At 31.0% G+C, this 25,771-nt stretch carries 18 protein-coding genes; 1 reads left to right on the top strand and 17 read right to left on the bottom strand.

Annotation, left to right across the window (positions count from 1 at the left end; all coding sequences use genetic code 11):
* Positions 1-99: 99 nt before the first annotated feature.
* Entirely contained in the window at positions 100-528 is a 429-nt protein-coding gene (locus tag IC173_RS03230; protein WP_227433779.1) for a hypothetical protein, read from the top strand.
* 254 nt (positions 529-782) lie between these two features.
* On the opposite strand, the gene secG is transcribed toward IC173_RS03230, so the two are convergent.
* From secG to IC173_RS03145, 17 genes are all read right to left on the bottom strand, one after another.
* Complete coding sequence (secG, locus tag IC173_RS03225) at positions 783-1,007, bottom strand: preprotein translocase subunit SecG (protein ID WP_227433778.1); 225 nt, start codon at positions 1,005-1,007, stop codon at positions 783-785.
* A gap of 302 nt (positions 1,008-1,309) precedes the next feature.
* Complete coding sequence (gene eno / locus IC173_RS03220; RefSeq protein ID WP_227433777.1) at positions 1,310-2,602, bottom strand: phosphopyruvate hydratase; 1,293 nt, start codon at positions 2,600-2,602, stop codon at positions 1,310-1,312.
* 516 nt (positions 2,603-3,118) lie between these two features.
* Complete coding sequence (gene gpmI, locus IC173_RS03215; protein ID WP_413927538.1) at positions 3,119-4,648, bottom strand: 2,3-bisphosphoglycerate-independent phosphoglycerate mutase; 1,530 nt, start codon at positions 4,646-4,648, stop codon at positions 3,119-3,121.
* Positions 4,649-4,659: 11 nt separating this feature from the next.
* Positions 4,660-5,403 (bottom strand): triose-phosphate isomerase, encoded by a 744-nt coding sequence (gene tpiA, locus IC173_RS03210; protein WP_227433775.1) that lies wholly within the window; start codon positions 5,401-5,403, stop codon positions 4,660-4,662.
* Between the two features lie 25 nt (positions 5,404-5,428).
* A complete protein-coding gene (locus IC173_RS03205) occupies positions 5,429-6,631 on the bottom strand; it encodes a phosphoglycerate kinase (protein WP_227481909.1) in 1,203 nt (400 codons plus the stop codon).
* A 221-nt stretch (positions 6,632-6,852) separates the two neighbouring features.
* Positions 6,853-7,860 (bottom strand): type I glyceraldehyde-3-phosphate dehydrogenase, encoded by a 1,008-nt coding sequence (gene gap / locus IC173_RS03200; protein WP_227433773.1) that lies wholly within the window; start codon positions 7,858-7,860, stop codon positions 6,853-6,855.
* 59 nt (positions 7,861-7,919) lie between these two features.
* Positions 7,920-8,942 (bottom strand): sugar-binding domain-containing protein, encoded by a 1,023-nt coding sequence (locus IC173_RS03195; protein WP_227855143.1) that lies wholly within the window; start codon positions 8,940-8,942, stop codon positions 7,920-7,922.
* Between the two features lie 506 nt (positions 8,943-9,448).
* A complete protein-coding gene (rpoN, locus tag IC173_RS03190; RefSeq protein ID WP_227433771.1) occupies positions 9,449-10,795 on the bottom strand; it encodes an RNA polymerase factor sigma-54 in 1,347 nt (448 codons plus the stop codon).
* A gap of 151 nt (positions 10,796-10,946) precedes the next feature.
* Positions 10,947-13,508 carry a selenium-dependent xanthine dehydrogenase gene (gene xdh / locus IC173_RS03185; protein ID WP_227433770.1) on the bottom strand — a complete coding sequence of 854 codons (2,562 nt, stop codon included), beginning with the start codon at positions 13,506-13,508 and terminating at the stop codon, positions 10,947-10,949.
* On the bottom strand, positions 13,502-14,893 hold the full coding sequence (gene hydA / locus IC173_RS03180; RefSeq protein ID WP_227481906.1) for a dihydropyrimidinase: 1,392 nt from the start codon (positions 14,891-14,893) through the stop codon (positions 13,502-13,504). The genes xdh and hydA overlap by 7 nt, the downstream gene beginning before the upstream one ends.
* Before the next feature lie 263 nt (positions 14,894-15,156).
* Positions 15,157-16,266, bottom strand: coding sequence for a 4Fe-4S binding protein (locus IC173_RS03175; RefSeq protein WP_227433768.1), 1,110 nt, complete (start codon positions 16,264-16,266; stop codon positions 15,157-15,159).
* Positions 16,267-16,352: 86 nt separating this feature from the next.
* Positions 16,353-17,705, bottom strand: a complete 1,353-nt coding sequence (locus IC173_RS03170; protein ID WP_227824441.1) for a nucleobase:cation symporter-2 family protein — start codon at positions 17,703-17,705, stop codon at positions 16,353-16,355.
* A 143-nt stretch (positions 17,706-17,848) separates the two neighbouring features.
* Positions 17,849-19,177 (bottom strand): putative aminohydrolase SsnA, encoded by a 1,329-nt coding sequence (ssnA, locus tag IC173_RS03165; RefSeq protein ID WP_227433766.1) that lies wholly within the window; start codon positions 19,175-19,177, stop codon positions 17,849-17,851.
* A 27-nt stretch (positions 19,178-19,204) separates the two neighbouring features.
* A complete protein-coding gene (locus IC173_RS03160; protein ID WP_227831556.1) occupies positions 19,205-20,788 on the bottom strand; it encodes a D-aminoacylase in 1,584 nt (527 codons plus the stop codon).
* Between the two features lie 15 nt (positions 20,789-20,803).
* The gene (locus tag IC173_RS03155) at positions 20,804-21,991 is read right to left on the bottom strand and encodes a YgeY family selenium metabolism-linked hydrolase (RefSeq protein ID WP_227831555.1); all 1,188 of its coding nucleotides are present in this window, start codon (positions 21,989-21,991) and stop codon (positions 20,804-20,806) included.
* A gap of 133 nt (positions 21,992-22,124) precedes the next feature.
* Positions 22,125-23,339, bottom strand: a complete 1,215-nt coding sequence (gene dpaL / locus IC173_RS03150) for a diaminopropionate ammonia-lyase (protein WP_227433763.1) — start codon at positions 23,337-23,339, stop codon at positions 22,125-22,127.
* 613 nt (positions 23,340-23,952) lie between these two features.
* A complete protein-coding gene (locus tag IC173_RS03145) occupies positions 23,953-25,761 on the bottom strand; it encodes a sigma 54-interacting transcriptional regulator (protein WP_227481902.1) in 1,809 nt (602 codons plus the stop codon).
* Positions 25,762-25,771 lie beyond the last annotated feature (10 nt).

Here is a 25,771-nt window from a genome sequence, read left to right as displayed (position 1 = left end):
TTGATTTATATTATAATATTTTAGTAGTAAACATTATAATATAAATCAATATAATATTTTTAGTTTGTCTATAATTTAATATAATAAGGAGAAATACTAATGAAGAAAACACTCTATAGTATTACAATACTATTTCAAATTGCTTTTCTAATAGGATGTAAGGTTTTTGAAAAATATGCAAATACAAGAATGGGAATGCATAGGTGGGTAACATACACTAACAGAAACTTTGAAAGAGATTATCCTATTGAATCACTTAAAATAGCTCTAATAGCTATTCTTATCGTTTTTACTATAATTGCAATTATACTGCTAATTCAAAACACTATTTTAAAAAAGAACTATAATTTATTTGGTAAATTAATGGGTCTTTTAACAATAATAATCAACACTCTTTTATTAAAGTTTATATTAACAAATACACAATATACTAACAGTTCCTACTTTTTTTTAATAATGATGCTTAGTATGGTATCTATTTTGCAAATTATCAAGTTGATTGTGCATACTAGAATGATTAAAAATTAGATATATCAAAACTAGATATCAAAAGCTAGATATTAAAAACTATATAACAAAAAATAGATATATCAAAAATTTATTTTATAAATATCTGACTCAATTCATAAAATAAAAACTGGACCAATAATATAAAATCATTAGTCCAGCTTTTACTTTACGTACTTTTTTATGTTGACGTACTTTTATTAAAAACTAAATTTAATTTTTAAATGTAACCAAAATGCACTAATTAAATAATGGCCAGTTATTCAACAATACCACTACTTCTTAACTATAAGTAGTGCCAATGCATTTATAAAAAATAATACTGCTGTTATCTTTGTAACTCTAGCAAGAAATGCTTGTTTTCCTTTTGGTTTAAAGTAAGCTTGACTTCCTTCTCCACCAAACTCTGAAGGTAAAGCATTCTTAGAATCTTGAGGCATTATGCTAATTACTAGTAAAATCCCTAGTACTACTTGCACACCCATTAAAATGTTGCCCATTCTTGCCCCTCCTATCTTTCTATTACTTAAATTTCATTACTCTTTAGTGTATCACAATAATATAGTCATTTCAAGACTATTATGTTATAAATCACAAACAAAACTGATATCAAAAGCCATCAAAATATATCTATAGTTTTTAATTATAGCAATTATTTCAAAGCTTTTATTTATTTTCCTAATAAAAATGGCTTACATATAAAAAGGGATAAGTGCTTTGAAAAATCAATTAACACTTATCCCATTTATCTCTTATAAGATAAACTTAAAATCTTTTATACTATCTTTTTAATCCTTAAAAACTATTTTTTTAAGTTATAGAAAGATTTTAATCCACAGTATCTAGCTTGCTCTCCAACCATTTCTTCTATTCTTAATAATTGGTTGTATTTAGCAACTCTATCAGTTCTTGATGGAGCACCAGTTTTTATTTGTCCAGCATTTACTGCAACAGCTAAATCTGCTATAGTAGAATCTTCAGTTTCTCCTGATCTATGAGATATAACAGCAGTGTACCCTGCTCTCTTAGCCATTTCTATTGCATCTAGAGTTTCAGTTATTGTACCTATTTGGTTAACTTTAACTAATATAGAGTTAGCTACTCCATTTTCAATTCCTTTTTCTAATCTTTCTGTATTAGTAACAAATAAGTCATCTCCAACTAATTGTAATTTGTTTCCTAATTTTTCAGTTAATAATTTCCATCCATCCCAATCTTCTTCATCTAAACCATCTTCTATAGTTATTATTGGGAAGTTGTTTGACCAATCTTCATATAAAGCAACCATTTCAGCAGCAGTTAATTCTTTTCCTTCTCCAGCTAAAACGTATTTTTTAGTTTCTTTGTTGTACATTTCTGTAGCAGCAACATCAAGTCCTAACATAACATCTTCTCCTGGCTTATATCCAGCTTTTGTTATGGCTTCAACTATTAATTCTAAAGCTTCTCTGTTTGAACCTAAGTTTGGAGCGAATCCACCTTCGTCACCTACACCACAAGCTAATCCTTTTTCTCCTAAAACTTTCTTTAATGAATGGAATACTTCTGCTCCCATTCTTAAACCTTCTTTAAAGCAACAAGCTCCTACTGGTAATATCATGAACTCTTGAACATCAACGTTATTATCAGCATGTTCTCCACCATTTAATATGTTCATCATTGGAACAGGTAATTGCTTAGCATTTACTCCACCTAAGTATTGGAATAATGGTAAACCTATTTCATCAGCAGCTGCTCTAGCTACTGCCATTGAAACACCTAATATAGCATTAGCTCCTAATTTACCTTTGTTTGGAGTTCCATCTAATTCTATCATCATTGCATCTATAGCTGGTTGGTCAAATGCATCCATTCCTTCGATTTCTGGTGCTATTATTTCATTTACGTTAGCAACAGCTGTTTCTACACCTTTTCCTAAGTATCTTCCTTTGTCTCCATCTCTTAATTCAACAGCTTCAAAAGCTCCTGTAGATGCGCCTGATGGAACTATTGCTCTTCCCATTGCTCCATCTTCTAATACTACTTCAACTTCTACAGTTGGATTTCCTCTTGAGTCTAATACTTCTCTAGCATATACTAATTCAATAACTGACATTTGTATATCTCCCTTCGATTTTTCTATTAGTTAAATTTTCATTTACTGTAAACATCCGTCTACTAGTTTTAATCTACTTATTATATTATAGTACAGAAAGTTATTTTTGAAAATTAGATACAAATTTATTTGATGGGTAAATTTGTAAAAGTTTCTATTTTTATTTTATTTTTTATAATTTTTAACTTATCTATTAGCCAAAATCAATCTTCAATACATAAATATACAGATAAACTTAAAACATGAAACACAAAATTTACAACTAATGATTCTAATAATTTTTGATTTTATAATATATATTAATTATTATTTTTTACATCATTTTACTTAAACTTTATAAAATGCACTTAGACTGAAATACTTTTAAGTTTACTTTATTGTAAGTTACTATTCTACTTATTAATTCAATTTATAAACTTATTAATTCAATTTCTAGCACCTAATTTTGCATATTCAAATTCTTTAGCAAAAATTTCAAATGGCACTAGATTAATAGATAATACTTATTAAGCTTAACTATTTTGAAATAAGTGAATGACCAGTCATTTCTTCTGGTTTTTCTAACTTCATCATATCTAAAACAGTTGGCGCTATATCAGATAATCTTCCTGCGTCTAATAATTTTGCACCTTCAAATTCTTGTCCAACAACCACAAATGGTACTGGATTAATAGAGTGGGCTGTTACAGTCTTTCCTGTTTGTGGGTCTAACATGTATTCAGCATTTCCGTGGTCAGCAGTTATTATTGCGCTTCCACCTAGCTCTATTATTTTATCTACTAATTTTCCTACACAAGTATCTACAGTCTCAACAGCCTTTATAGCTGCTTCAATATTTCCTGTATGACCTACCATGTCAGGGTTTGCAAAGTTTAAAACTATAAAGTCAAACTTATCTTCTCCTAGTTTTTCTAAAGCTTTGTCTGTTAATTCATATGCAGACATCTCTGGTTGTAAGTCGTAAGTTGCAACCTTTGGAGAAGGTATTAATAATCTCTCTTCACCTTTGTTTGGCTCTTCTACTCCACCATTGAAGAAGAAAGTAACATGCGCATATTTTTCAGTTTCAGCAGCTCTTAATTGAGTCTTTCCATTTTTCGCAAGATATTCACCCAGAGTATTAGTTAAAGATTGTGGTCCAAATGCTATATGCACTTCTTTTATAGTTATATCGTACTCTGTTAAACATACAAAGAAGTTTTTAATTTCTTCTCTTTTAAATCCATCAAACTCTTCACTTACTAAAGCTCTTGTTATTTGTCTTGCTCTATCTGGTCTGAAATTGAAGAATATAATTGAATCATTTTCTTTTATACTTCCAACTGCTTTATCATCTTTAACAATAACTGTTGGCATTATAAATTCATCATTTTTTCCATTATCATAAGAGTTTTGAATAGCTTCTTCAATAGAAGTTGCTTTTTCGCCAATACCTCTAGCCATGGCATTGTATGCAAGCTCTACTCTTTCCCATCTCTTATCTCTATCCATTGCATAGTATCTACCAGAAACTGTAGCAAATTCACCTACTCCAATTTCATTCATACTAGCTTGTACTTCCTTAGCATATTCCAATGCGCTTTGAGGGTCAGTATCTCTACCATCAGTAAATGCATGAACATATACTTTTTCTACACTTTTATCTTTTGCCATTTTGATTATAGCTTTAAGATGGTCTATATGTGAATGTACTCCACCATCAGACAAAAGACCCATTACATGAAGAGAATGTTCTTTTGCATTGTCCATAGCTTCACATAAAACTTTATTATTAAAAAAATCACCATCTTTTATAGATTTTGTTATTCTAGTTAAATCTTGATATACAATTCTACCTGCACCTATATTAGTATGGCCAACTTCTGAATTTCCCATTTGACCATCAGGTAGACCAACATCAAGACCACTAGCATTTATTAATGTGTTTGGATATTCTTTCATTATTCTGTCTAAATTAGGAGTTTTGGACTCAGCAATTGCATTTCCCTTAACTTCCTTATTATATCCAAATCCGTCCATAATAATTAAAGCAACTGGTTTTTTCATCATTTCACTCCTTAGAAATTAACAAGGTCTAAATAGTCATTAGCAGCTAAACTAGCTCCACCTACTAAAGCTCCATCTATATCACTTTGACCCATTATTTCAGCTACATTTGAAGGTTTAACACTTCCACCATATTGTATTCTAACTTCATTAGCTAATTCTCCATATAATCCTTTTATAACTTCTCTTATATAAGATATAACATCATTAGCATCTTCAGCAGTTGCAGTTTTACCAGTTCCAATAGCCCAAATTGGCTCATATGCAACAACTACTTTTGCTAAATCATCTTTAAGAACATTTTCTAAAGCTTTTTCAACTTGAACTTTACAAACATCTTTAGTTTTTCCAGCTTCTCTTTGCTCTAAAGTTTCACCAACACATAGTATTGGGTCTATTTCTACTTCTAAAGCTTTTAAAACTTTTTTGTTTACAGTTTCATCAGTTTCATTGAAGTACTGTCTTCTTTCTGAATGTCCTATTATAACATAGTCCATATCTATTTCTTTTAACATAAGAGGTGAAACTTCTCCTGTAAATGCTCCTTTTTCTTCAAAGTGCATGTTTTGAGCACCTATCTTTATATTTGTACCCTTAGTAGCTTCTTTTAAATCCTTCAATAAAGTAAATGGTGCACATATAACAGCTTCTGCCTTATCAGCATTAACTTTTCCTTTAACTTCATTTACAAATTCTAAAGCTTCTTTTATTGTTTTATGCATTTTCCAGTTTCCTGCAATTATAGGTTTTCTCATTTTACAATCTCCTCTATATAGTAGTTTATTTATTATCTAATGCTGCAATACCTGGTAATTCTTTACCTTCTAAAAATTCTAGTGATGCTCCTCCACCTGTTGATACGTGAGTCATCTTATCACCAAATCCTAATTGATTAACTGCTGCTGCACTATCACCACCACCAATTACAGTAGTTGCGTCAGTTAATTCTGCCATAGCTTTGGCTACTGATAGTGTTCCATTTGCAAAGTTTTCAAATTCAAATACTCCCATTGGTCCGTTCCATACTACAGTTTTTGATTCTTTTATAGCTTTTACAAAGTTTGCTATAGTCTTAGGTCCCATATCTAGTCCCATATAATCTTCTTTTACATTAGCATCTTCTGTTACTATTGGAGTTGCATCTGGTGCAAAGTGGTCTGCCATAACAACATCTACTGGCAATAATAAGTTAACGCCTTTTGCCTTAGCTTTTTCCATCATTTCTTTTGCATATTCTACTTTATCTATTTCAAGTAAAGATGTTCCTACTTCATAACCTTGAGCTTTTAAGAATGTATAAGCCATTCCTCCACCTATTATTAGATTATCAACTTTTTCTAATAGTTCATTTATAACAGCTAATTTATCAGAAACTTTAGCTCCCCCAAGTATAGCTGTAAATGGTCTTACAGGATTGGCAACAGCTTCTCCTAAGAATTTCAATTCTTTTTGAATTAAGTATCCGCAAACTCTCTCTTGTAAAAATTCTCCTGCTCCAACTGTTGAACAATGCGCTCTATGAGCAGTTCCAAATGCATCATTTACAAATATTTCAGCAAGTGAAGCTAATTCTTTAGAGTAGTTTTCTTCATTTTTAGTTTCTTCTTTTCTATATCTAGTATTTTCTAATAACACTACATCTCCGTTTTCCATTTTTTCAGTAGCTTTTTTTGCATTTTCTCCTACAACATTATCATCTGCTGCAAATACAACTTCTTTACCTAACATTTCAGATAATCTCTTTGCAACTGGTGCTAAAGATAATTCTGGTTTAGCTTCTCCCTTTGGTTTTCCTAAATGAGAACATAATATAACTTTTGCTCCTTTAGAAATTAAATATTGAATTGTTGGTAAAGCTCCGTTTAATCTATTTTCATCAGTAATTACACCATCTTGTAATGGTACATTAAAGTCACATCTCACTAATACTTTTTTCCCGCACACATCAATATCTTCTATAGTTTTTTTGTTTAGCATTGACATAAATATCTCTCCTTTTAATAAAGTAATTTTTTATTGCCAAGTATAATATAGTACATACTTTTACCCTATTAAATATATCATATTATCATATTTTTATATATAGTATGTAACATTATTTAGGTGTATTTTATATATTTTTTCTTAAAAAAAGTCCAGAGTCCGTAGTGTTAAACTACAAACTCGGACTTTGTCAATCTACTTTTCTATTTTCTAAAAGCTGACTATTTTGCTAATTGTGCAAAGTATCCTAAAGTTCTTATTAATTGAGAAGTATAAGACATTTCATTATCATACCAAGAAACAACTTTAACTAATTGTTTTCCATCTACTTCCATAACTTTTGTTTGAGTAGCGTCAAATAATGAACCGTAGCTTATTCCGATTATATCAGAAGATACTAACATTTCTTCAGTGTATCCGAAAGATTCGTTTGAAGCTTCTTTCATAGCTGCATTTATTTCTTCAACTGTAACATTTTTTCCTAATGTACAAACTAATTCAGTTATTGAACCAGTTACAACTGGTACTCTTTGTGCTGCTCCATCTAATTTTCCTTTTAATGCAGGTATTACTAAACCGATTGCTTTTGCAGCTCCTGTAGTGTTTGGAACTATGTTTCCAGCAGCAGCTCTAGCTCTTCTTAAATCACCTTTTGGATGAGGACCATCTAAAGTATTTTGGTCATTAGTATATGCATGTATAGTAGTCATTAATCCTTTTTCTATACCATATTTATCATTTAATACTTTAGCCATTGGAGCTAAACAGTTAGTTGTACAAGAAGCTCCTGATATAACTGTTTCAGAACCATCTAATATGTCACTGTTTGTGTTGAATACTATTGTTTTTAAATCTCCAGTTGCTGGTGCAGATATAACAACTTTTTTAGCTCCTGCTTGTATATGAGCTTCTGCTTTATCTTTAGAAGTAAAGAATCCTGTACATTCTAATACTATATCTACTCCTAATTCAGCCCATGGTAGGTCAGCAGGATTTCTTTCTGCTGTTACTTTTATTTCTTTTCCGTTTACTATAAAAGCACCTTCTTTAACTTCTATTTCACCGTTAAATCTTCCTTGAGCTGTATCATATTTAAATAAATGAGCTAACATTTTAGCATCTGTTAAGTCGTTTATTGCAACAACTTCAAACTTATCTTGTTGCTCCATCATTTTTCTTAATGCTAATCTTCCTATTCTTCCAAATCCATTTATAGCTACTTTAACCATTTTCGCTACCTCCTATAAAGTAAATGTATGTTGTCTAGCTCTGTGCTAGTTTTCGACTTTTATAATAATGACAATATCTTATAAGCACTTTCTTCATCTGTTACAAGAACCATGTTTTTATGCATATTTGATATGGCTAATAAGGCTTCTACTTTTTCTGTTCCTGCAAAGATTGCAATAGTTTCTTTTACTTCTTTAACTGTCTCTAAATCAATTCCAACAGTATTTAATTTATAAACTATTTCTCCATCTTTGTTGAAATAATATCCAAATGCTTCTCCAACTGCATTTTTAGATAATATCTCGTTAACTTTATCTTCTGGAAGTTTTCTTCTCTTTGCCATGACATCTGCTCTACCTATGCTGAAAACTAAAATGTCTGTTCTTTTAATATACTCCAAAGTTGTCTTAATCTCTGGCACTTGGCTAAGAGTTTTCATTGCACTCTCGTCCAATTCATCTGGTATATGTAAAAGTTTGCAATTAGAGTGTAATTTCTTACTTACTGAAGCAACTATACTATTAGACTGCATCTCTACATCAGTTCCCATACTTCCTCTAGCTGGCACTATTGTAGAATTTGGATATCTCTTATCAGTTTTAATAACATTTGAAAACTCTAACATAGTGCTTCCCCCTGTTATTGAAACTATATCTCCATCTTTTAAAATACCTAAGAAATACTCGCTTCCATATCTAGTTACATCTTTTAATAAGCTTCCATTTTCATCACAGCTTCCAGGAACTAGTATTACCTTTTTTATTCCAAGCTTTTCTCTGACCCTATCTTGTAACTTAGACAATCCCATGATGTCACTCATGATGTCTTTAAGTTTATCTAATAAATCAGAACCTTCTTTAGTGATAGTCATTCCAGATACAGCAACATCTATAAGTCCTTGTTCTTTTAAAAACTCTGTTTCTGACCTAATTATTCTTTCACTAATTTCTAATACATTTGATAAAGTTCTTCTACCTATTGGTTCACTTAAAGATATTTGTCTTAAAATAGAGTATCTTCTTTCCATAAGTTCAATTGCCTGTGGAATTAGTTTCTTTTGAATTTCTAATAAGTTCTTCATAACATACTCCTTATTGCTTTCCTTTAGGGACTTTTTTTGTCCCTAGTGTTTATTTAAGTCCCACAAGATAATTTTATTTTATAGGATTTGCGTATAGATTTCAATAGTTTTTCAAAAACTTTTTTATTTTTTTGTTTTATAGCAATTTCTCCACCATTTTCAAAGTACAGTATTTTTTATTTTTTATATAATATTTTTTCCATATATTTTTTGGTTTTTATTCTAATATTTTTGACTCAATCTTGCATGTTCTACTCTGCTAGATTCTATATGTCTTTGTTTTTATACTTTATGTTTTTATTTTTATGCTCTTAAAATTAACAATAACAGTTTATTTATCTCTGTATTTTTTTGACTCTAGTTATCGTTCTAATTCCTGATTTTTCCTAATATTTAATTTTATTTCTAATACTTTTCTTTCCAATACTTAAATTCATTTGTATAATGCTCATTTGTATTTTAATTAGCATTTCCCCTCATTTTACTGATACTTCTTTCTCTTTTCACTAATATTCTTTTCTCTTACTTGAAGACAAAATTCCTAATTCTTCACGATACTTGGCAACTGTTCTTCTTGCAACATTGATTCCTTTTTCTTTTAATAGCTTAGATATATGGTCATCACTTAAAGGTTTCTTTTTATTTTCGTCTTTTATTGTTTCCTTTATAATTTTTTTTATGCTTGTACTAGATGCCATTTCATGATTTTCAGTTTCAATAGCACTACTGAAAAAGTACCTAAATTCATATACTCCAAAAGGTGTCAGCATATATTTCCCATTTACACCTCTACTTATAGTAGATTCATGAAAATCTAATTTTTCTGCTATGTCTTTCATTTTTAAGGGCTTTATATATTTTGTTCCTTTTCTCAAAAACTCATCTTGAGCTTTTACTATTTCTTCTGCAATTTTAAGTACTGTAGTCTTTCTACTTTCTATATTTTTCATAAGCCCTGTTGCCGAATTTAGTCTTTCTTTTATAAATTCTTTTGCACTTTCGTCAGACTGTGAATTTTTTAGTATGTCTTTATAATAACTGTTTATTTTTATTTGATAGGAGTCTTTTTCATTTAAATACACAATAAATTCATCATCAATTTTTTCAACTGTTACATCTGGTTGTATATATACACTTTTTTCTACTGAACAGGTTCTTCCTGGCTTAGGGTCTAATGTTTTAATTATATTTATTAGTTCAACGCATTTTTGTAGTGACATATTGTACTTCTTGCTTATCTCTTTATATTTATTATTTGCAATTAAATTTAAGTCTTTTGTAACGATTTCCTCTAAAATTTCATTATATATTCCTAAGCTTGCCATTTGAATCATCAGACATTCTGAAAGACTTCTTGCACCTACTCCACTAGGTTCCAACTGCTGAACACTAATCAAGCATTTTTCAAAAAGTTCTTCATCTATCTTTAAAGTATCAACAATTACTTTTTCCTCAGTTCTCAAATATCCGTCCTCATCTAAGCTATCAATTATATACTCACAGACTTCCATTTGTTTATCTGTTAGCTTATATAAGCTTATCTGAAACTTCAAATCCTCATATAAATTTGACGAATATTTAACTAAATTTTCTAGATTAACTTCATTGTCAGGGTTATAACTTATTTCTGTTCTATCTAAACGTCTTGATTTTTCCATATCTTTTATATATTCTTCCCAATTTATCTCCCCACTTTTCTCAACTTCGACTAATGGGTTATTCTCTGCTTCCCTTTTAATCTCTTCTTCTAACTCCAACTTACTCATATTTAATATTGATAATGATTGCTTAAGTTGTGTAGTCATGATTAGCTTCTGAGACTGAGTTAACTCTAGACTATTATTAAAATTCATTTTGCTCACCTCTCAATTTTATTAAACTTATTTTATAAAAGAAAAACCCTCCTGTATATGTATATTCTATCATTTAAAATATACCTTATGCAAAAGGGTTTTTTTTATTTACAATTTAATTGATTTTTTTTATTTAATATTTATTTTTTTGTTATTTTTTTTTACTATATGGCGTATTTTGAAGTGGTAGTTCAGTTCTAAACTCTTTATCAAATACATAATAGGCATTTTGCACTGCTGGTGCAGTGGGAACTGTACAAATCTCTCCTACTCCTTTTGCACCATATGCCAATAAATCTTTGTTTTTTTCAACTATTACGGCTTGTATTTCTGGTATATCTGTAGATTTAAATAAGCCTAATGTACCAAATTTAGCTGTAGGTACAGAGTTGACTACTGGGTAATCCTCTGTTAAGGCATATCCAAGGCCCATAACAACTCCACCTTCTATTTGCCCCTCTAAACTGATTGGGTTTATAGCTCTTCCTACGTCATGTGCTGCTACTACTTTTTCTAATTTTCCATTTTCATCTAGCATTACAACTTGTGTTGCGTATCCATAAGCTACATGGCTTACTGGATTTTCTTTATCAGAACCCATTTTGTCTGTAACACTTGCATATTCTCCGTAAAATTCTTCTCCCTCTAAATCAGATAATGCTTTTCCAGTTGCTAAAGCTTCTTTTAATTTAATTGATGCAACCTTAGTAGCCTCCCCTGTAAATACTGTCTGTCTTGAAGCTGTAGTATTACCAGAATCTGGTGTCAAGTGAGTATCTGGAACTTCATGCACTATGTTTTCAGGTAGTAAATTTGCAGTTTCACAAACTACTTGAGTCATAACCGTACCAAGACCTTGACCTATACAAGAGGCACTTGTTCTTATATGAACTTTACCATCTTTTATTACCAGTCTACATCTTCCCACATCAGGTATCCCAACTCCTACACCACTATTTTTCATTGCACAAGCTATACCTGCACGTGGGTGTTTTTCATACTCTTCTTTTACAGCTTCTAATGTTTCTGCCATTGCTGTTCCTTCATCTGCAAATTGACCATTTGGTAAAACTTGACCAGGTCTTATTGCATTTTTATATCTTATTTCCCAAGGTGATATTCCAGCCATTTCAGCAAGTAAATTTAGATTACATTCTGTAGCAAAACAACTTTGTGTAACTCCAAAACCTCTAAATGCTCCTCCAGGAGGATTATTAGTATATACTGCTGTTCCAGTTATATCAATATCCTGATAATTGTATGGTCCTGCTGCATGAGTACATAATCTTTGCAATACTGGTCCTCCAAGAGATGCATAAGCACCTGTATCAGATATTATAGTTGCTTTCATACCTGTTAGATATCCATTTTCATCACATGCTGTTGTAAATTCCATTTCTGTAGCATGTCTTTTTGGATGAACAATTATACTTTCTTTTCTAGTAAGCTGTACTTTTACAAATCTCTTTGTGTGGTATGCAAGTAAGGCTGCATGGTGTTGAACACTCATATCTTCTTTTCCACCAAATCCGCCTCCTACCATCTTATTTATCACTCTTACTTTTTCATGTGGTAATCCTAACATATCTGCACATTCATGTTGAGTAGCAAACACACCTTGGTCTGTTGAGTAAATTATTACTCCATCTTCTTCATAAGGACCTGCTACTGCACATTCAGGTTCTAAAAATGCATGTTCTGTTGCAGGTGTAGTGTATTTTTTAGTTACAACGTATTTTGAGTTCCTTATTTTTTCTTCAGCATTTCCTCTTACTAAATGTTCCTTAACAAGTACATTACCTGTTTCATGTATATTTGGAGCATCTTCTTTAAGAGCCTCTGCTGTAGTACTTAAAGGTGTCAATTCTTCATAATCTATCTTAACTAGTTTTTTCGCTTCTTCTAATGCTTCTCTAGTTTCTGCTGCTACTAAAACTATTCCATCTCCTAAGTATCTAGTTATTTCACCTTCTGGAATTAAAGTATCCCAATCTTTCTTTAAGTGACCTACTTTTATAGTTCCTGGAATATCTTTAGCTGTAAGAACTGCAACAACTCCTGGGTAAGCTTTTGCTTCTTCTATATCTATCTTTTTAACTAATGCTCTTGGATATTTGGCTCTAACTGCTGAACCATAAATCATACCTTCTAATCTTATATCATCTACATATTCAGAGTATCCAAGTGTTTTGCCTACTGCATCAACTCTATGAAGACTTTCACCAACTAGACCTTTGCAGTTTACTTTTGGCACATCTATATCTTCTCTAAATATCTTTGCTGCCAAACTCACAGCTTTAATTATTTTTACATAACCTGTGCATCTACATATATTACCTTTTAAAGCTTTTTTTATGTCATCTTCAGTAGGATTATTATTAACGTCTATAAGCGCTTTTGAACTAATTACCATACCTGGGATGCAAAATCCACATTGAACAGCTCCTTGGCTGGCAAAAGAATATGCAAAAACATCTCTTTCTCTTTCTGATAATCCTTCTATAGTTGTTATATTTTTCCCAGCTAATTTATCAGTTTTAAATACACATGCTTTAGTTGCTTTACCATCTATTATGACCATACAAGTTCCGCAAGCACCTTCTGAACATCCATTTTTAACTGAAGTTATATTCATATCTTCTCTAAGGAAGTCTAAAAGTTTTTTGCCTTCTTTTGCAACAACTTTCTCTCCATTTAATATAAATTCTACCATTCTCTAGCCCCCTCTGTTAGACGCCTTTTTATATATCTCCCACTTGGAGTATTACAAATTAATTCTCCCTCTCTAACAACTTCTTTTCCTCTTAAATAAACATGTTCTATTTGACAATTTACTTCATAACCTTCATAAGGCGTATAATCTACATTTTGTAATTGTTTTTTTGCTTCTATTTTAGATTTTTTATTTGGATTTAAAACTAATATATCTGCATCACTACCTATTTCTATAGTTCCTTTTTCAGGATACATTCCAAATAATTTGGCGGCATTAGTCGATGTTACTTCTACCATCTTGTTGATAGATATTTTATTTTTACAGACTCCATATGTGTATAAAAGACTCATCCTATGTTCCACCCCTGGCGAACCATTAGGAATTTTACTGAAATCGTTTATTCCAAGTTCCTTTTGCCCCCTATAATTAAAAGAACAGTGGTCTGTACCTATAGTATCTATTTGATTATTTAAAATAGCATTCCATAAAATTTCATTATTTTCTTTATCCCTTAAAGGTGGTGACATTACATATTTAGCGCTTTCAAATCCTTCTAAATCATATAATTCATCACTTAATAGAAGGTATTGAGGACAAGTTTCAACTATCACATCTACTCCTCTTTGTTTAGCTTTTAGAACTTCTTCCAAAGATTCTTTACAACTTAGGTGAACAACGTACACCTTAGAATTTGCCACTTCTGCTATCTTCATCAGTCTTGAAGTTGCTTCTGCTTCTAATATAGCTGGTCTAGTTAATTGATGATATTTTGGAGATAGATTATTTTCTGCTTTTGCTTTATCCACAAGTTCACATATTATATCCCCATTTTCACAATGGAATCCAATAATTCCTCCTACCTCTTCTGCTTTTCTCAAAGCTTCAAAGATGACACCATCATCAACTTGAAGGCTTCCTTTATATGCCATATACAATTTAAATGAAGATACTCCCTCTTTCACCATGTCTTCCATTTCATTACAAACTGAAGCATTCCAATCTGTTATAGCCATGTGAAAACCATAGTCTGAATAAGATTTATCTCTAGCTTTTTCATGCCATTCATCTAATCCTTCTTTTAAAGAACAACCTCTAGATTGTGTAGCAAAATCTAAGATAGTAGTAGTACCTCCAGCTATTGCAGCTTTTGTTCCTGTTTCAAAATTATCTGCTGTCTTAGTAGTTCCTGTATCTAAATCAAAGTGAGTGTGTGTATCTATACCTCCTGGTATAATATAAGAATCACTAACATCAACTACTTCATCATTTTCTTTTGATATATCAACACCTATATCAACTATTTTCTCATTTTCTATTCTTACATCTGCACAGTAAGTTTTTTCACTTGTTACTACTTTCCCACCTTTTAAAACAATTCCCATATAGACTCCACCTTACTTATAACGTATCAATTTATTTTATCTGAAGAAATTAACTTAAAGTAATTTGATTAGAGAACTTATACACAGTAAATTTATATTTAGATTAAACCATTATTTAATTAAACTAATGTTTAGTTAAATCAACGTCATAAAATTATTAACTTCACGTTGTATTGTTAATGTATAAACTTGCTTATCTAATATATTTTATTATCTTAATATATTTATTACTCTAAGTTAATTACTAAAATTCTATATAATTATTATTCATTAACAGCTTCTACTTGATTGTAGCAAATACTTAAAGCACCTTTTGGACATCTAGTTACACATAATCCACAACCAAAGCACTTATCCACATCTATATTTAATTTATCTGTCACTTCTAAAGCTTCATATACACAGCTTGTTACACATTGTTTACATTTGATACACTTATTATCATCTACAACTGGAGCCACTGCATGAGTTCTAAATCCTCTAGCTGCCATTTTCTTATGAGTTAATCCTTTGATTTCATTAACATCAGCATATCCATTTTCATCTAAGAAATCATTTAATTCTTTAGCAATTTTTCCATATATAGAAGGCCCTTTAAGGATTGCTTCTGTACATACTTGAACAGCACTTGCTCCTGCCATCATCATTTCAGCTACATCTTTTCCACAAGTTATTCCACCAACACCTATAATTGGTATATTTACAACTTGAGAAGCTTCATATATACATCTTATTGCTAATGGTCTTATAGGAGCTCCTGATAACCATCCATATCCTGCTTTACTTCCCATTATAGGGTATCCTGTGTTTACATCTATTGCCATACATGGTCCAAATGAGTTTATCATTACAAGTCCATCTGCTCCTGCTTCTTCAACAGCTTTTGCAATAGTTTGAATATCAGTATGAGGACTCATTTTCATAAATACTGGTACATCTAAAACAGCTTTTGCAGCTTTTAAAGCATTTACTATTGGAGCAACATCTGTGCCTACATAATGAGTTGATAATTCAACTGCATCTGCGTAAGGTTTTACCAAAGGTGCAACCTCAGCTATTTGTTCTGCTGAATATCCCATACTTACTATTACTGGAAGACCTGCTGCTTTTACTTTTTTGTATTCTTCTTCTATCCATTGTTCTTTTGGAAGCTCTGACCATAATTCTGTATTTAAGAAACCACTGTTAGTTTTTGCCATACATGGTCTTGGTACATCTGCTGGTAACACAGATATAGTTTTTGTACATATAGCTCCTGCTCCACCTTTTGCTGCCTCTTGACAGAGATCACCATCTTTTGCTCCAGGACCTGCCGCTGTCATAACTGGATTTAAGAATTCCATTCCATATAAATTAACTTTTAAATTAGCCATATTATTATCTCTCCCTTAATTAAATATATTTTTTAATATTTAGCTTAGATACTCTTTTATATATGTTGCTTTTCATTTATTTCTTCCTATTTTGCTTCTTCAGTCTTAGGAGCTTTTTCCTTTTTTGAACCTAATTCATTGAAGAAGATATTCAAAAGTACTGCTGATAAACTTCCTGTTGTTATTCCACTGTGGAATATCGTTTGCACCCAAGTTGGAAAATTATGATAGAAATCAGGATTTGTCAGTGGTATCATAGATAACCCAACACTAACTGCTACTATCACTCCATTTTTAGTTCCATCAAATTTTACTTTACTTAGAGTTTTTACTCCTCCAACCATTACCATTCCAAACATTGCAAATCCTACTCCACCAAGAACAGGCTTAGGTATTGCTCCTATTATTGCTGCAAACTTTGGTAAGAAACCAAGTACTAGCAATATTACCCCTGCATAAACTGCAATAAATCTTGATTTTATACCTGTAAGTCCAACAATTCCTGTATTTTGACCAAACGGAGTTATTGGAAATGAATTGAATATTCCAGATAAAGCTGTAGATATTCCATCTCCAAATAGACCTCTTTTAATATTTTTACCAGTTACCTCTTTGTCTACCATTTCGTGAATAGCTATCATATTACCAACTGATTCTGTCATAAGTACTAACATAATTAAACATAATGATAATATTGCAGATGGTTCAAATCTAGGCATTCCAAATTTTAAAGGTACATTTAAGTTAAGCCAACCAACTCCACTTACTGCACTAAAATCAGCCATTCCAACTGCCATAGAAAGTAATGTACCAAGTACTATACCTACCAATATCGCTGTACTATTCCAAATTCCTTTTAAGAACTTAAATGAAAGTAAAGTTATAGCCAATACTGCTAAAGCTAATGCTAATGAGTTTGGTTCAACCGCTTCCAATTTGTTGTCAGTTATCCACTTTATCCCAACTGGGAATAGTGAAATACCTATTACCATAACAACTGTTCCAGTAACTACACTAGGGAAGAATCTTATTAGTTTTTCAAATACTGGAGCAAGTAATATACAAAACAGTCCAGCTACTATTACAGAGCCAAATACTGTCTGTATTGCAACTTGAGAATCACTATATGATGAGGCTATTGCTGTCATACCTGCCACAGCGGCAAAACTAGTTCCTTCAATTACTGGTATTTTAGCGCCTACAATATTTCCTATACCAACACTTTGTATGAGTGTTCCTATACCTGCCATAAACAAGCAAGCATTTATTAAAAAAACAATACTAGCATGATCTAGTCGTGCAGCACTTCCTATCATCATAGGAACTGCTACCGCTCCTGCACACATTGCTAAAACGTGCTGTAGTGAAAATACCCAGGATTTGGATACAGGTAACCTTTCATCTACTGGAGCTATTTTAGGGCTTTCATTTTGAGACATGTTGGGTCTCCCTTCTATATTTAGTTTAATATTCTATTCCATATATTTTTTATCTATATACTTCATTTAAATTCTAATTTTGTCTAAGTTTTATTTTTAACACTTATATTCTTGTCTCTTACTTGTATGTCATTATCAATTATTTAGATTCTATTCCATAGGTTCTGACTTAGTTCTCTACTCTTAGCTAGAATACTTTCTTCATCAATGTTTACCAATTTTCTGTCTTTCATAAGTACTTTTCCATTTATAATAGTTGTATCCACGCTTCTTCCACTCATTCCAAATATGATGTGTCCCCCTATTGTGTTTTCTGTCAATGGAGTATGTGGTGTATAATCAACTACTATGACATCCGCATAAGCACCTTTTTTAAGTATGCCTAGGTCATTTTTATAATAAGCCTTTGCTATTTTTTTATTGTTATCAAATAACATTGTTTGTGATTCTCCAAATCCAACTCTTGGGTCACTTAAGTGGTGTTTATGAATTATATTAGCAACCTTTAACGATTCAAACATATCACTAGTGTATCCGTCAGTTCCTAGACCTACTGTAACACCTCTTTTTAGTAATTCTATTGCAGGAGAACATCCAACTGCATTTCCCATATTAGATTCTGGATTATGAACTACAAATGTATTTGTTTTATTTAAAAGATTGATTTCATCTGTACTTATATATATACAATGAACTGCTATAGTCTTTTCTTTTAGAACACCAAAATCATTAAATCTTTCTAAAACTCTTTTTCCATATTTATCTACATTATATTGTAAGTCTGCTAATCCTTCAGCAACATGTACATGATAACCTGTATCAAGACCAGCCATTTCTGAGGCACACTTATTTAATGTATCATCAGACAATGTAAATGCAGCATGAAGACCAAACATTCCCTTTATCATGTCTGTATCATCTTTTTGAGCATATTTTATGAAATTTACATTTTCATTGATACCTTGTTGTATTGTATCTCCACCATCTCTATCAGATACCTCATAACAAAGGCATGTTCTTATTCCCAAATCTTTTGCAACATCTGATATTGTAAATAAACTACCTTCAATTGCATTTGGACTTGCATGATGGTCATAAACTGTTGTGACACCATTTTTTATACATTCTATATAAGTTGCATATGCACTGTATTTTGTATCTTCTAGTGTAAGTTGTTTATCAAGTCTCCACCATAAATTGTTTAATATTTCTAAAAAATTTTCAGATGGTTTTCCTGGAACTGCCATACCTCTAGCAAATGAACTGTATATATGCATATGTGAATTTATTAGACCAGGCATGATTATCTTCTTGCCTGCATCTATAAATTCATGTCCTGGATATTTCGCTTTCATTTCCTCAGTAGTACCTATATCTTCAATCAGATTGTCATTTATTACAACACATCCATCTTCCATATAGGGATTTAAAGAATCTTGGCTTATTAGCCTCCCATTCCCCACTAAAATCATAAATTTATTCCTCCTTAAAGCTAAGATTTAATTTTTAAGTACTTTTCCTGCTTTAATTTTATTGTATTTTCCTTCTTCAACAACACAATTTCCATTTATAATTACATAATCTATACCTGTAGGATATTGCATAGAATTGATAAAATCATCACATCCACTAACAGTATCCTTGTCAAATATAACTAAGTCTGCAAAATATCCTTCTTTTAGTTCACCTCTATCTTTTATACTAAAGCTTACTGCTGCTTTTTTAGTCATTTTATAAACAGCTTCTTCAACTGTTAGTACATTTAATTCTCTAACATATCTTCCTAGTATTTTAGGGAAAGAACCATATGCTCTTGGATGTGGCTTACCTGCTAAAAGACCATCTGTACACACATTTTGTTCGTCTCTTTTCATAAAACCTATTATATGTTCTTCCAATCCATAGAAATCTACCATTCCAACTGCATTTTCTTCTTCTTTCAATAAATCAAACGTTGCATCTAACGGGTCTTTACCTCTCATCTTTCCAATTTCTAGTAGGCTCTTACCAATTGTATCTTGATTTTTTTCTGTCTTTACACTTGTTACAAAGATTTGGTCTATTCCAGCAAATTCTATAAAGTTATCCCAACCTTCGATTCCATTTGCTATATCTTTTTTCATTTTTGCTCTTTCGTTTTCATCATTTAATCTTTCTATTAATTTATCAGTTCCTCCTGAATGTGCCCATGGAGGTAAAACTACTCCAAGCATTGTACTTCCAGCTGCATAAGGATATTGGTCAAATGATACTCTTATACCTTCTTTTTCTGCTTTTTCTAAAAGTTCTATAACTTGAGGTATATACTTCCAATTTGATTTACCACAAACCTTAAAGTGTGAGAAGTGAACTTTTACTCCTGATTGCTTTCCAATTTCTATAATTTCTTCCATTGATGTTAAAATTGTATCTGCTTCACTTCTTTGATGAACCACAAATACTCCATCGTATTTTGCTACTACTTTACACATCTCTATAATTTCTTCTGTCAATGAATACGCACAAGGTATATATATAAGTCCAGTTGATAATCCTATAGCTCCTGCCTTTAATTCTCTTTCTGTGATTTCACACATCTTTTGAATTTCCTCTTTAGTGGCAGGTCTATCTTCAAGCCCCATTGCTTCCATTCTTACATTTCCATGAGGTACTAAATAAGTTTCATTTAACCCTACCCCATTTTCATCCATCATTTTTAAATAGTTTTCTGTTGTTTCATATTTCCAATCAATTTCATCACTTTCACCATCTAGGCCTGCTAAATTTTTTCTCCAAGAAGATATATGCTCTTGAGGTAGAGGGGCCATAGATATTCCATCTTGGCCCAACACTTCTGTTGTAATTCCCTGTCTAATCTTTACCTCATTATATGGATTAACCAAAATCACTAGGTCTGAATGGCTATGAGTATCTATGAAACCTGGACATATAACTCTACCTTTTGCATCTATAACTTTGTCAGCTTCTTCGTTTAAATCCTGTGATATTTTTAATATTTTTTCGTTTTCTATTAAAATATCCCCTTCATATGCTGGTGTTTTATTTCCATCTACTATAAGCCCATGTTTTATTAAAGTTCTCACAAAACCATCTCCTAATTATTTTTTATAAACTGATTTTAATATTCCATAATATCCTTCTGCACCTTTGAATAATTGGTCTAACTCTATATGTTCATCTATTGTATGAGCAAGATTTTCTTTAGAAGGACCAAATCCTATAGTTCTTATCCCAGCCTCACCTGCATAATGGCTTCCATTTGTACAGAATGAGTATTGAGTTATTTCTGAATCTATTCCAGCTTCTTTTAATCCCTTATATGCTGCTTGAACAAATTCATCATCTTCATCATATAACCAACCTGGGAAGAATCTTTCACTTTCTATAGTATTTCCTGTATAACAGTCAGCTTTTTCAGATGCATAAGAAACTTTTGCATTTAATTCTGAGTCTTCTTTCATCATTTCATCTAATAAGGCTTGTATTGGAGCTAGTACTCCTTCTCTTGTTTCTCCAACTAATAATCTTCTATCAAAAGTAGCTTTACAATAATCTGGCACCACTGATGCACCTGGATATGGAGAAGATTTTATATCTGTTAAAACTAATATTCCATCACCTAAAACTGGATGAGTTGGAGGTACTAATTGTTGTATTCTTTGAATTACATTAGCCATTTTATAAACTGCATTTATACCTTTTTCTGGGTTAGCAGAGTGAGCTGGTTTACCAAAAGTTTCTACAACTATTTCTCCTCTACCTCTTTGACCAATCTTTAAGTTTAGTTCTGAAGATTCTCCGATTACAACATAATCAGGTTTAACAGCTTTACTTATTTCTCTAGCTGAAACTCCTTCAAATATTTCTTCATGAACAACTCCTGCTACATATAATTCACCTTCGAAGTCTTTATTAGTATCTTCTGCAAAGTATGAAACAGCCGCCATCATAGCACTTACTTGACCCTTCATATCAGAAGTTCCTCTACCATATATTTTTCCATCTACTATTCTTGCTTCAAAAGGAGGAACACTCCACTTACTTGCATCTGGAACTGGAACTGTATCTATATGCCCATCAAATAATATTTTTTTCCCTGGTTTGTTTCCTTTTATGCATCCTATTATATTTCCATATCTATCTCTTGACCAGCTGTCAAAACCTAGCATAGCAAAATTTTCTTCAATTGCCTTTACTACATTTTCTTCTTGACCTGAATAACTAGCATTTCTTATTAAATCTTGGCATACTTCAGTTAATTGTTTTTTTCTTGTTTCATTTAACATTTTGATATTCCCCCATATAATTTTTAATTTATTGATGTTTCACTTTATTTATTGGTATTTTACTTATTTACTTATTAATATTTCACTTATTAAACTTTTATTTAGACTTTATTTATTTTTTATTTTAAATTTTTTATTTACTTTGGTATTCTCCATTCCAAACTATATCTTTATATTTGTCTGGATCAGTGTCTCCTTCTGTACTTATTAATAATACTTTAGAGTTTTCATCTAATTTCAAAGCCTCTCTTAAATCTTTTAAATCTTCACTTTCAAGTATTGAAACTAATGCTCCAGTTGTAACTGCTCCAGATTCTCCAGAGATTACTTTTTCATCTCCTCTTAGAGGATTTCCTAAAACTCTCATACCTTTAGCAGAAACCCAGTCTGGTGCTGAAACGAATGCTGATGAATAATTTTTTAATACTTCAAATCCTATAGTATTTGGTTCTCCACAAGCAAGACCTGCCATTATAGTTGGCATATCTCCACCTACAAATCTTGGTTTTCCATCTCCTGCTTCTGCTGATTTATAGTAACAATCTGCCTCATCAGCTTCTACTACTACTGTTATTGGGCATTCATCATATATTGAAGCAACATATCCTTGAACTGCACCAGCAAGCGAACCAACTCCTGCTTGCACAAATACATGCGTTGGTCTATCTACTCCATATTCTTTTAATTGTTCTATAGCTTCTTTAGCCATAGTTCCATATCCTTGCATTATCCATGCTGGTATTTCTTCATATCCGTCCCATGCTGTATCTTGAACCATTACTCCATGGTCATCAGCTTCTGCATAATCATTAGCTAATCTTACTGCATCATCATAATTTAAGTCTGTTATACTAGCATCTGCACCTTCTCCCTTGATTTTATTTAATCTAAATTCAGAAGAACCTTTTGGCATTAATACAACAGATTTTTGACCTAATTTATTAGCTGTCCAAGCAACTCCTCTACCATGATTTCCATCTGTAGCTGTAAAGAAAGTTATTTCTCCTAACTGGTCTTTTATTTCTTTTGAAGTTAATTTTTCATATCCTAACTCTGATATATCTTTATTTAATCTTTGAGCTAAGTATTTACCCATAGAGTAAGAACCACCCAAAACTTTAAATGCATTTAATCCAAATCTATAAGATTCATCTTTAACATATATTCCGCTAACTCCTAATAATTTTGCTAAGTTATCTAATTTAACTAAAGGAGTTTTTTCATATTGTGGAAAACTCTCATGAAATGCTTTAGCTTTTGCAATTTCTTCGTCCTTTAAAAATTCAATTCCTTTTTCTTTTTCCTCTGCTTTAGGTAAGTTATTTAATTTCCATTTTATTTCTCTCATTTATTTTATATTCCCCTTTCAAATTTTTCGATGTCATTATTAATTTTTTATCTTTGTGTCTTTATATAAAGCAATTACTGTGCCAATATTATTTATTCTAAAAATATTTTTTTTATGTTGGAATTACATACTTTTTTCAAATTTATTTAAATGTTGTAAAATCTGAGTGTGAAAAATAAGATTTATAAAAGAAAAAATTCTCATATTGGGAAATTTTTATCAATACGAGAATTATCATTTCGAGAAACCGTTTCTTTGTTTTTATTTTCCTTTATTATGCTTTTACTTTTCTATATGTCTGTTATTTTGGCTTGTATATTACTATTTTTACCTTCTATATTTATATTGTTATAACCTTCTATATTTTATGTTTTTATTTTAGCTTTCTATAATACTGTTATTTTTATGTTTTACATATTTGCACTTTATAAGCTCAAACTTTTATTTTCTATTATTTATACTGACTCAATATCTTACAAGCTTATAATTTTATTTTTCTATAGTATTATTACTATATTAGTCTCTTCTAGTGACACTTCTATTATAGAGGCTTTATTTTTATTGACCTACAAATCACATTACCATACATTTAAAACTATTTTCTATGTTTAATTTATTGTTGTTCCTCTTCTAGTTTTCTGTATAATGTAGCTAAACCTATCCCTAAATCTTTTGCTATTTTCTTTTTTGTCTTTGTATCTCTTCCATATTTATTTAACAACTTATGTATGTAAGTTAACTCCAATTCTTTAATTGAAAGTATTTTTTCTTGGTTTTCTACTATTCCCCCGACTATATCATCTTCAAACTTTGTTACCTTATTATTACTCTTAAAACTATTTCCTTCAATATTATAATAGTTCAAAATATCTAATGGAAGCATATCTTTATAGATTATTCCATCTTCTCCAACTAAATTCATCATATATTCAACTGCATTTTCTAATTCTCTTATATTTCCCGGCCAATTATAATTAACCAACATATTCATTACATTTTTTTCTATTTGATTCAATTTTATATCTAATTCTAAAGAATACTTGGAAACAAATTTCATCATTATAGTTTCAATATCATCTTTTCTTTCCCTAAGAGGTGGCAAATTTATAGGAATTACGTTTAACCTATAGTACAAATCATCTCTAAACTTACCTTCATTCACCAACTTAAGTAAGTTTTTATTCGTTGCAGCAATTACTCTTATATCTAAATCTATAAGTTTATTTGAGCCAATTCTTGCAAATTTTCTTTCCTGCAAAACTCTAAGTAACTTTGCTTGTAAAGGCATAGATAGGTCTCCCATTTCGTCAAGAAATATGACACCTTCATTTGCAAGTTCAAACTTACCAACCTTACCTCCACTACTAGCCCCACTAAATGCACCTTTTATATAGCCAAATAACTCACTTTCAAGAAGGTTTTCTGGAATAGCAGCACAGTTTATAGCAATAAATGGCTTATTCCATCTACTTCCTTCAGCATGTATAGCTCTAGCAATTAGCTCTTTCCCTGTACCACTTTCACCAGTTATAAGAACTGTTGAATTTGACTTTGCTAATTTCTTAGTTCTCTCTTTAACTTTCACCATTGATTCTGAGTTCCCAATTATAGACTCTATATCACTATTTCCCCATCCACTATTGACTTTCCCATGTCCTTTATGGTTTATATATGTCTTATCAAATATAATTATCTTGTCATATTGATTTATATATGGATATACAGGAATTATTTTGGCATTTATATTATAAATTTTGTTATCAATATCAATTTCTAGTAATTCATGTCCATTTGAAGAAGATTCAACAGATACTATTTTTACTGTATTTTCTATTATATCTTTTCCAATATCTAATTTTTTCAAAGCAATATTGTTTATATAAGATATTTTGCTATTTATATCTAATATAACAACACCTTTTTCAACATTTTCAATTATTTCTATCATCATGTTCATTTTTCTACTGCTACTTTTTGACACTTCATGTTCTTCTATCTTCATAGAAATTAAATCGCATATATGATTGACAAACTTCAAATAATTATCTATTTTTGCACTTATTTCTACTTTTTTAGTTTTATCTGTACTAATAGCACCAATTACTCCTATAGTACGATTATTATATTTTATTGGAACTGCTATTATTACTTTATTTAGGCATTTCATGTAATGGGAACATTCTATACAAAGCTGATTATCACATATATCTAATACGACTAATTCCTGACCTGTCTGTATAACTTTATCATAAAGAAAACCTTCAGTAACAACGCTTTCATTTATTTTTGATTTATACAGACCTGTGCCACTAATTCTTATTAATCTATCATCAACTATTTCAATATCTACATCTAACACGCTAGCTACTGTTTCAGTGTATTTTATCATTTCCTGTTGAAATTCCTTTAATTTACTTACCATAGTTTCCCCC

The sequence above is a fragment of the Clostridioides sp. ES-S-0048-02 genome (assembly GCF_020658495.1).
Lineage (GTDB): Bacteria > Bacillota > Clostridia > Peptostreptococcales > Peptostreptococcaceae > Clostridioides.
The sequence above is the reverse complement of the archived record's forward strand: the minus strand, read 5'-3'. Positions and strand labels throughout refer to the sequence as shown.

Coding starts and splice junctions, on each gene's coding strand:
- IC173_RS03205 (WP_227481909.1), bottom strand. CDS start 6,631: ATGTCAATGCTAAACAAAAAAACTATAGAAGATATTGATGTGTGCGGG.
- IC173_RS03195 (WP_227855143.1), bottom strand. CDS start 8,942: ATGAAGAACTTATTAGAAATTCAAAAGAAACTAATTCCACAGGCAATT.
- secG (WP_227433778.1), bottom strand. CDS start 1,007: ATGGGCAACATTTTAATGGGTGTGCAAGTAGTACTAGGGATTTTACTA.
- ssnA (WP_227433766.1), bottom strand. CDS start 19,177: ATGATTTTAGTGGGGAATGGGAGGCTAATAAGCCAAGATTCTTTAAAT.
- eno (WP_227433777.1), bottom strand. CDS start 2,602: ATGTCAGTTATTGAATTAGTATATGCTAGAGAAGTATTAGACTCAAGA.
- IC173_RS03230 (WP_227433779.1), top strand. CDS start 100: ATGAAGAAAACACTCTATAGTATTACAATACTATTTCAAATTGCTTTT.
- IC173_RS03155 (WP_227831555.1), bottom strand. CDS start 21,991: ATGTTAAATGAAACAAGAAAAAAACAATTAACTGAAGTATGCCAAGAT.
- tpiA (WP_227433775.1), bottom strand. CDS start 5,403: ATGAGAAAACCTATAATTGCAGGAAACTGGAAAATGCATAAAACAATA.
- IC173_RS03175 (WP_227433768.1), bottom strand. CDS start 16,266: ATGGCTAATTTAAAAGTTAATTTATATGGAATGGAATTCTTAAATCCA.
- hydA (WP_227481906.1), bottom strand. CDS start 14,893: ATGGGAATTGTTTTAAAAGGTGGGAAAGTAGTAACAAGTGAAAAAACT.
- IC173_RS03170 (WP_227824441.1), bottom strand. CDS start 17,705: ATGTCTCAAAATGAAAGCCCTAAAATAGCTCCAGTAGATGAAAGGTTA.
- gpmI (WP_413927538.1), bottom strand. CDS start 4,648: ATGAAAAAACCAGTTGCTTTAATTATTATGGACGGATTTGGATATAAT.
- rpoN (WP_227433771.1), bottom strand. CDS start 10,795: ATGAATTTTAATAATAGTCTAGAGTTAACTCAGTCTCAGAAGCTAATC.
- IC173_RS03145 (WP_227481902.1), bottom strand. CDS start 25,761: ATGGTAAGTAAATTAAAGGAATTTCAACAGGAAATGATAAAATACACT.
- gap (WP_227433773.1), bottom strand. CDS start 7,860: ATGGTTAAAGTAGCTATAAATGGATTTGGAAGAATAGGAAGATTAGCA.
- dpaL (WP_227433763.1), bottom strand. CDS start 23,339: ATGAGAGAAATAAAATGGAAATTAAATAACTTACCTAAAGCAGAGGAA.
- xdh (WP_227433770.1), bottom strand. CDS start 13,508: ATGGTAGAATTTATATTAAATGGAGAGAAAGTTGTTGCAAAAGAAGGC.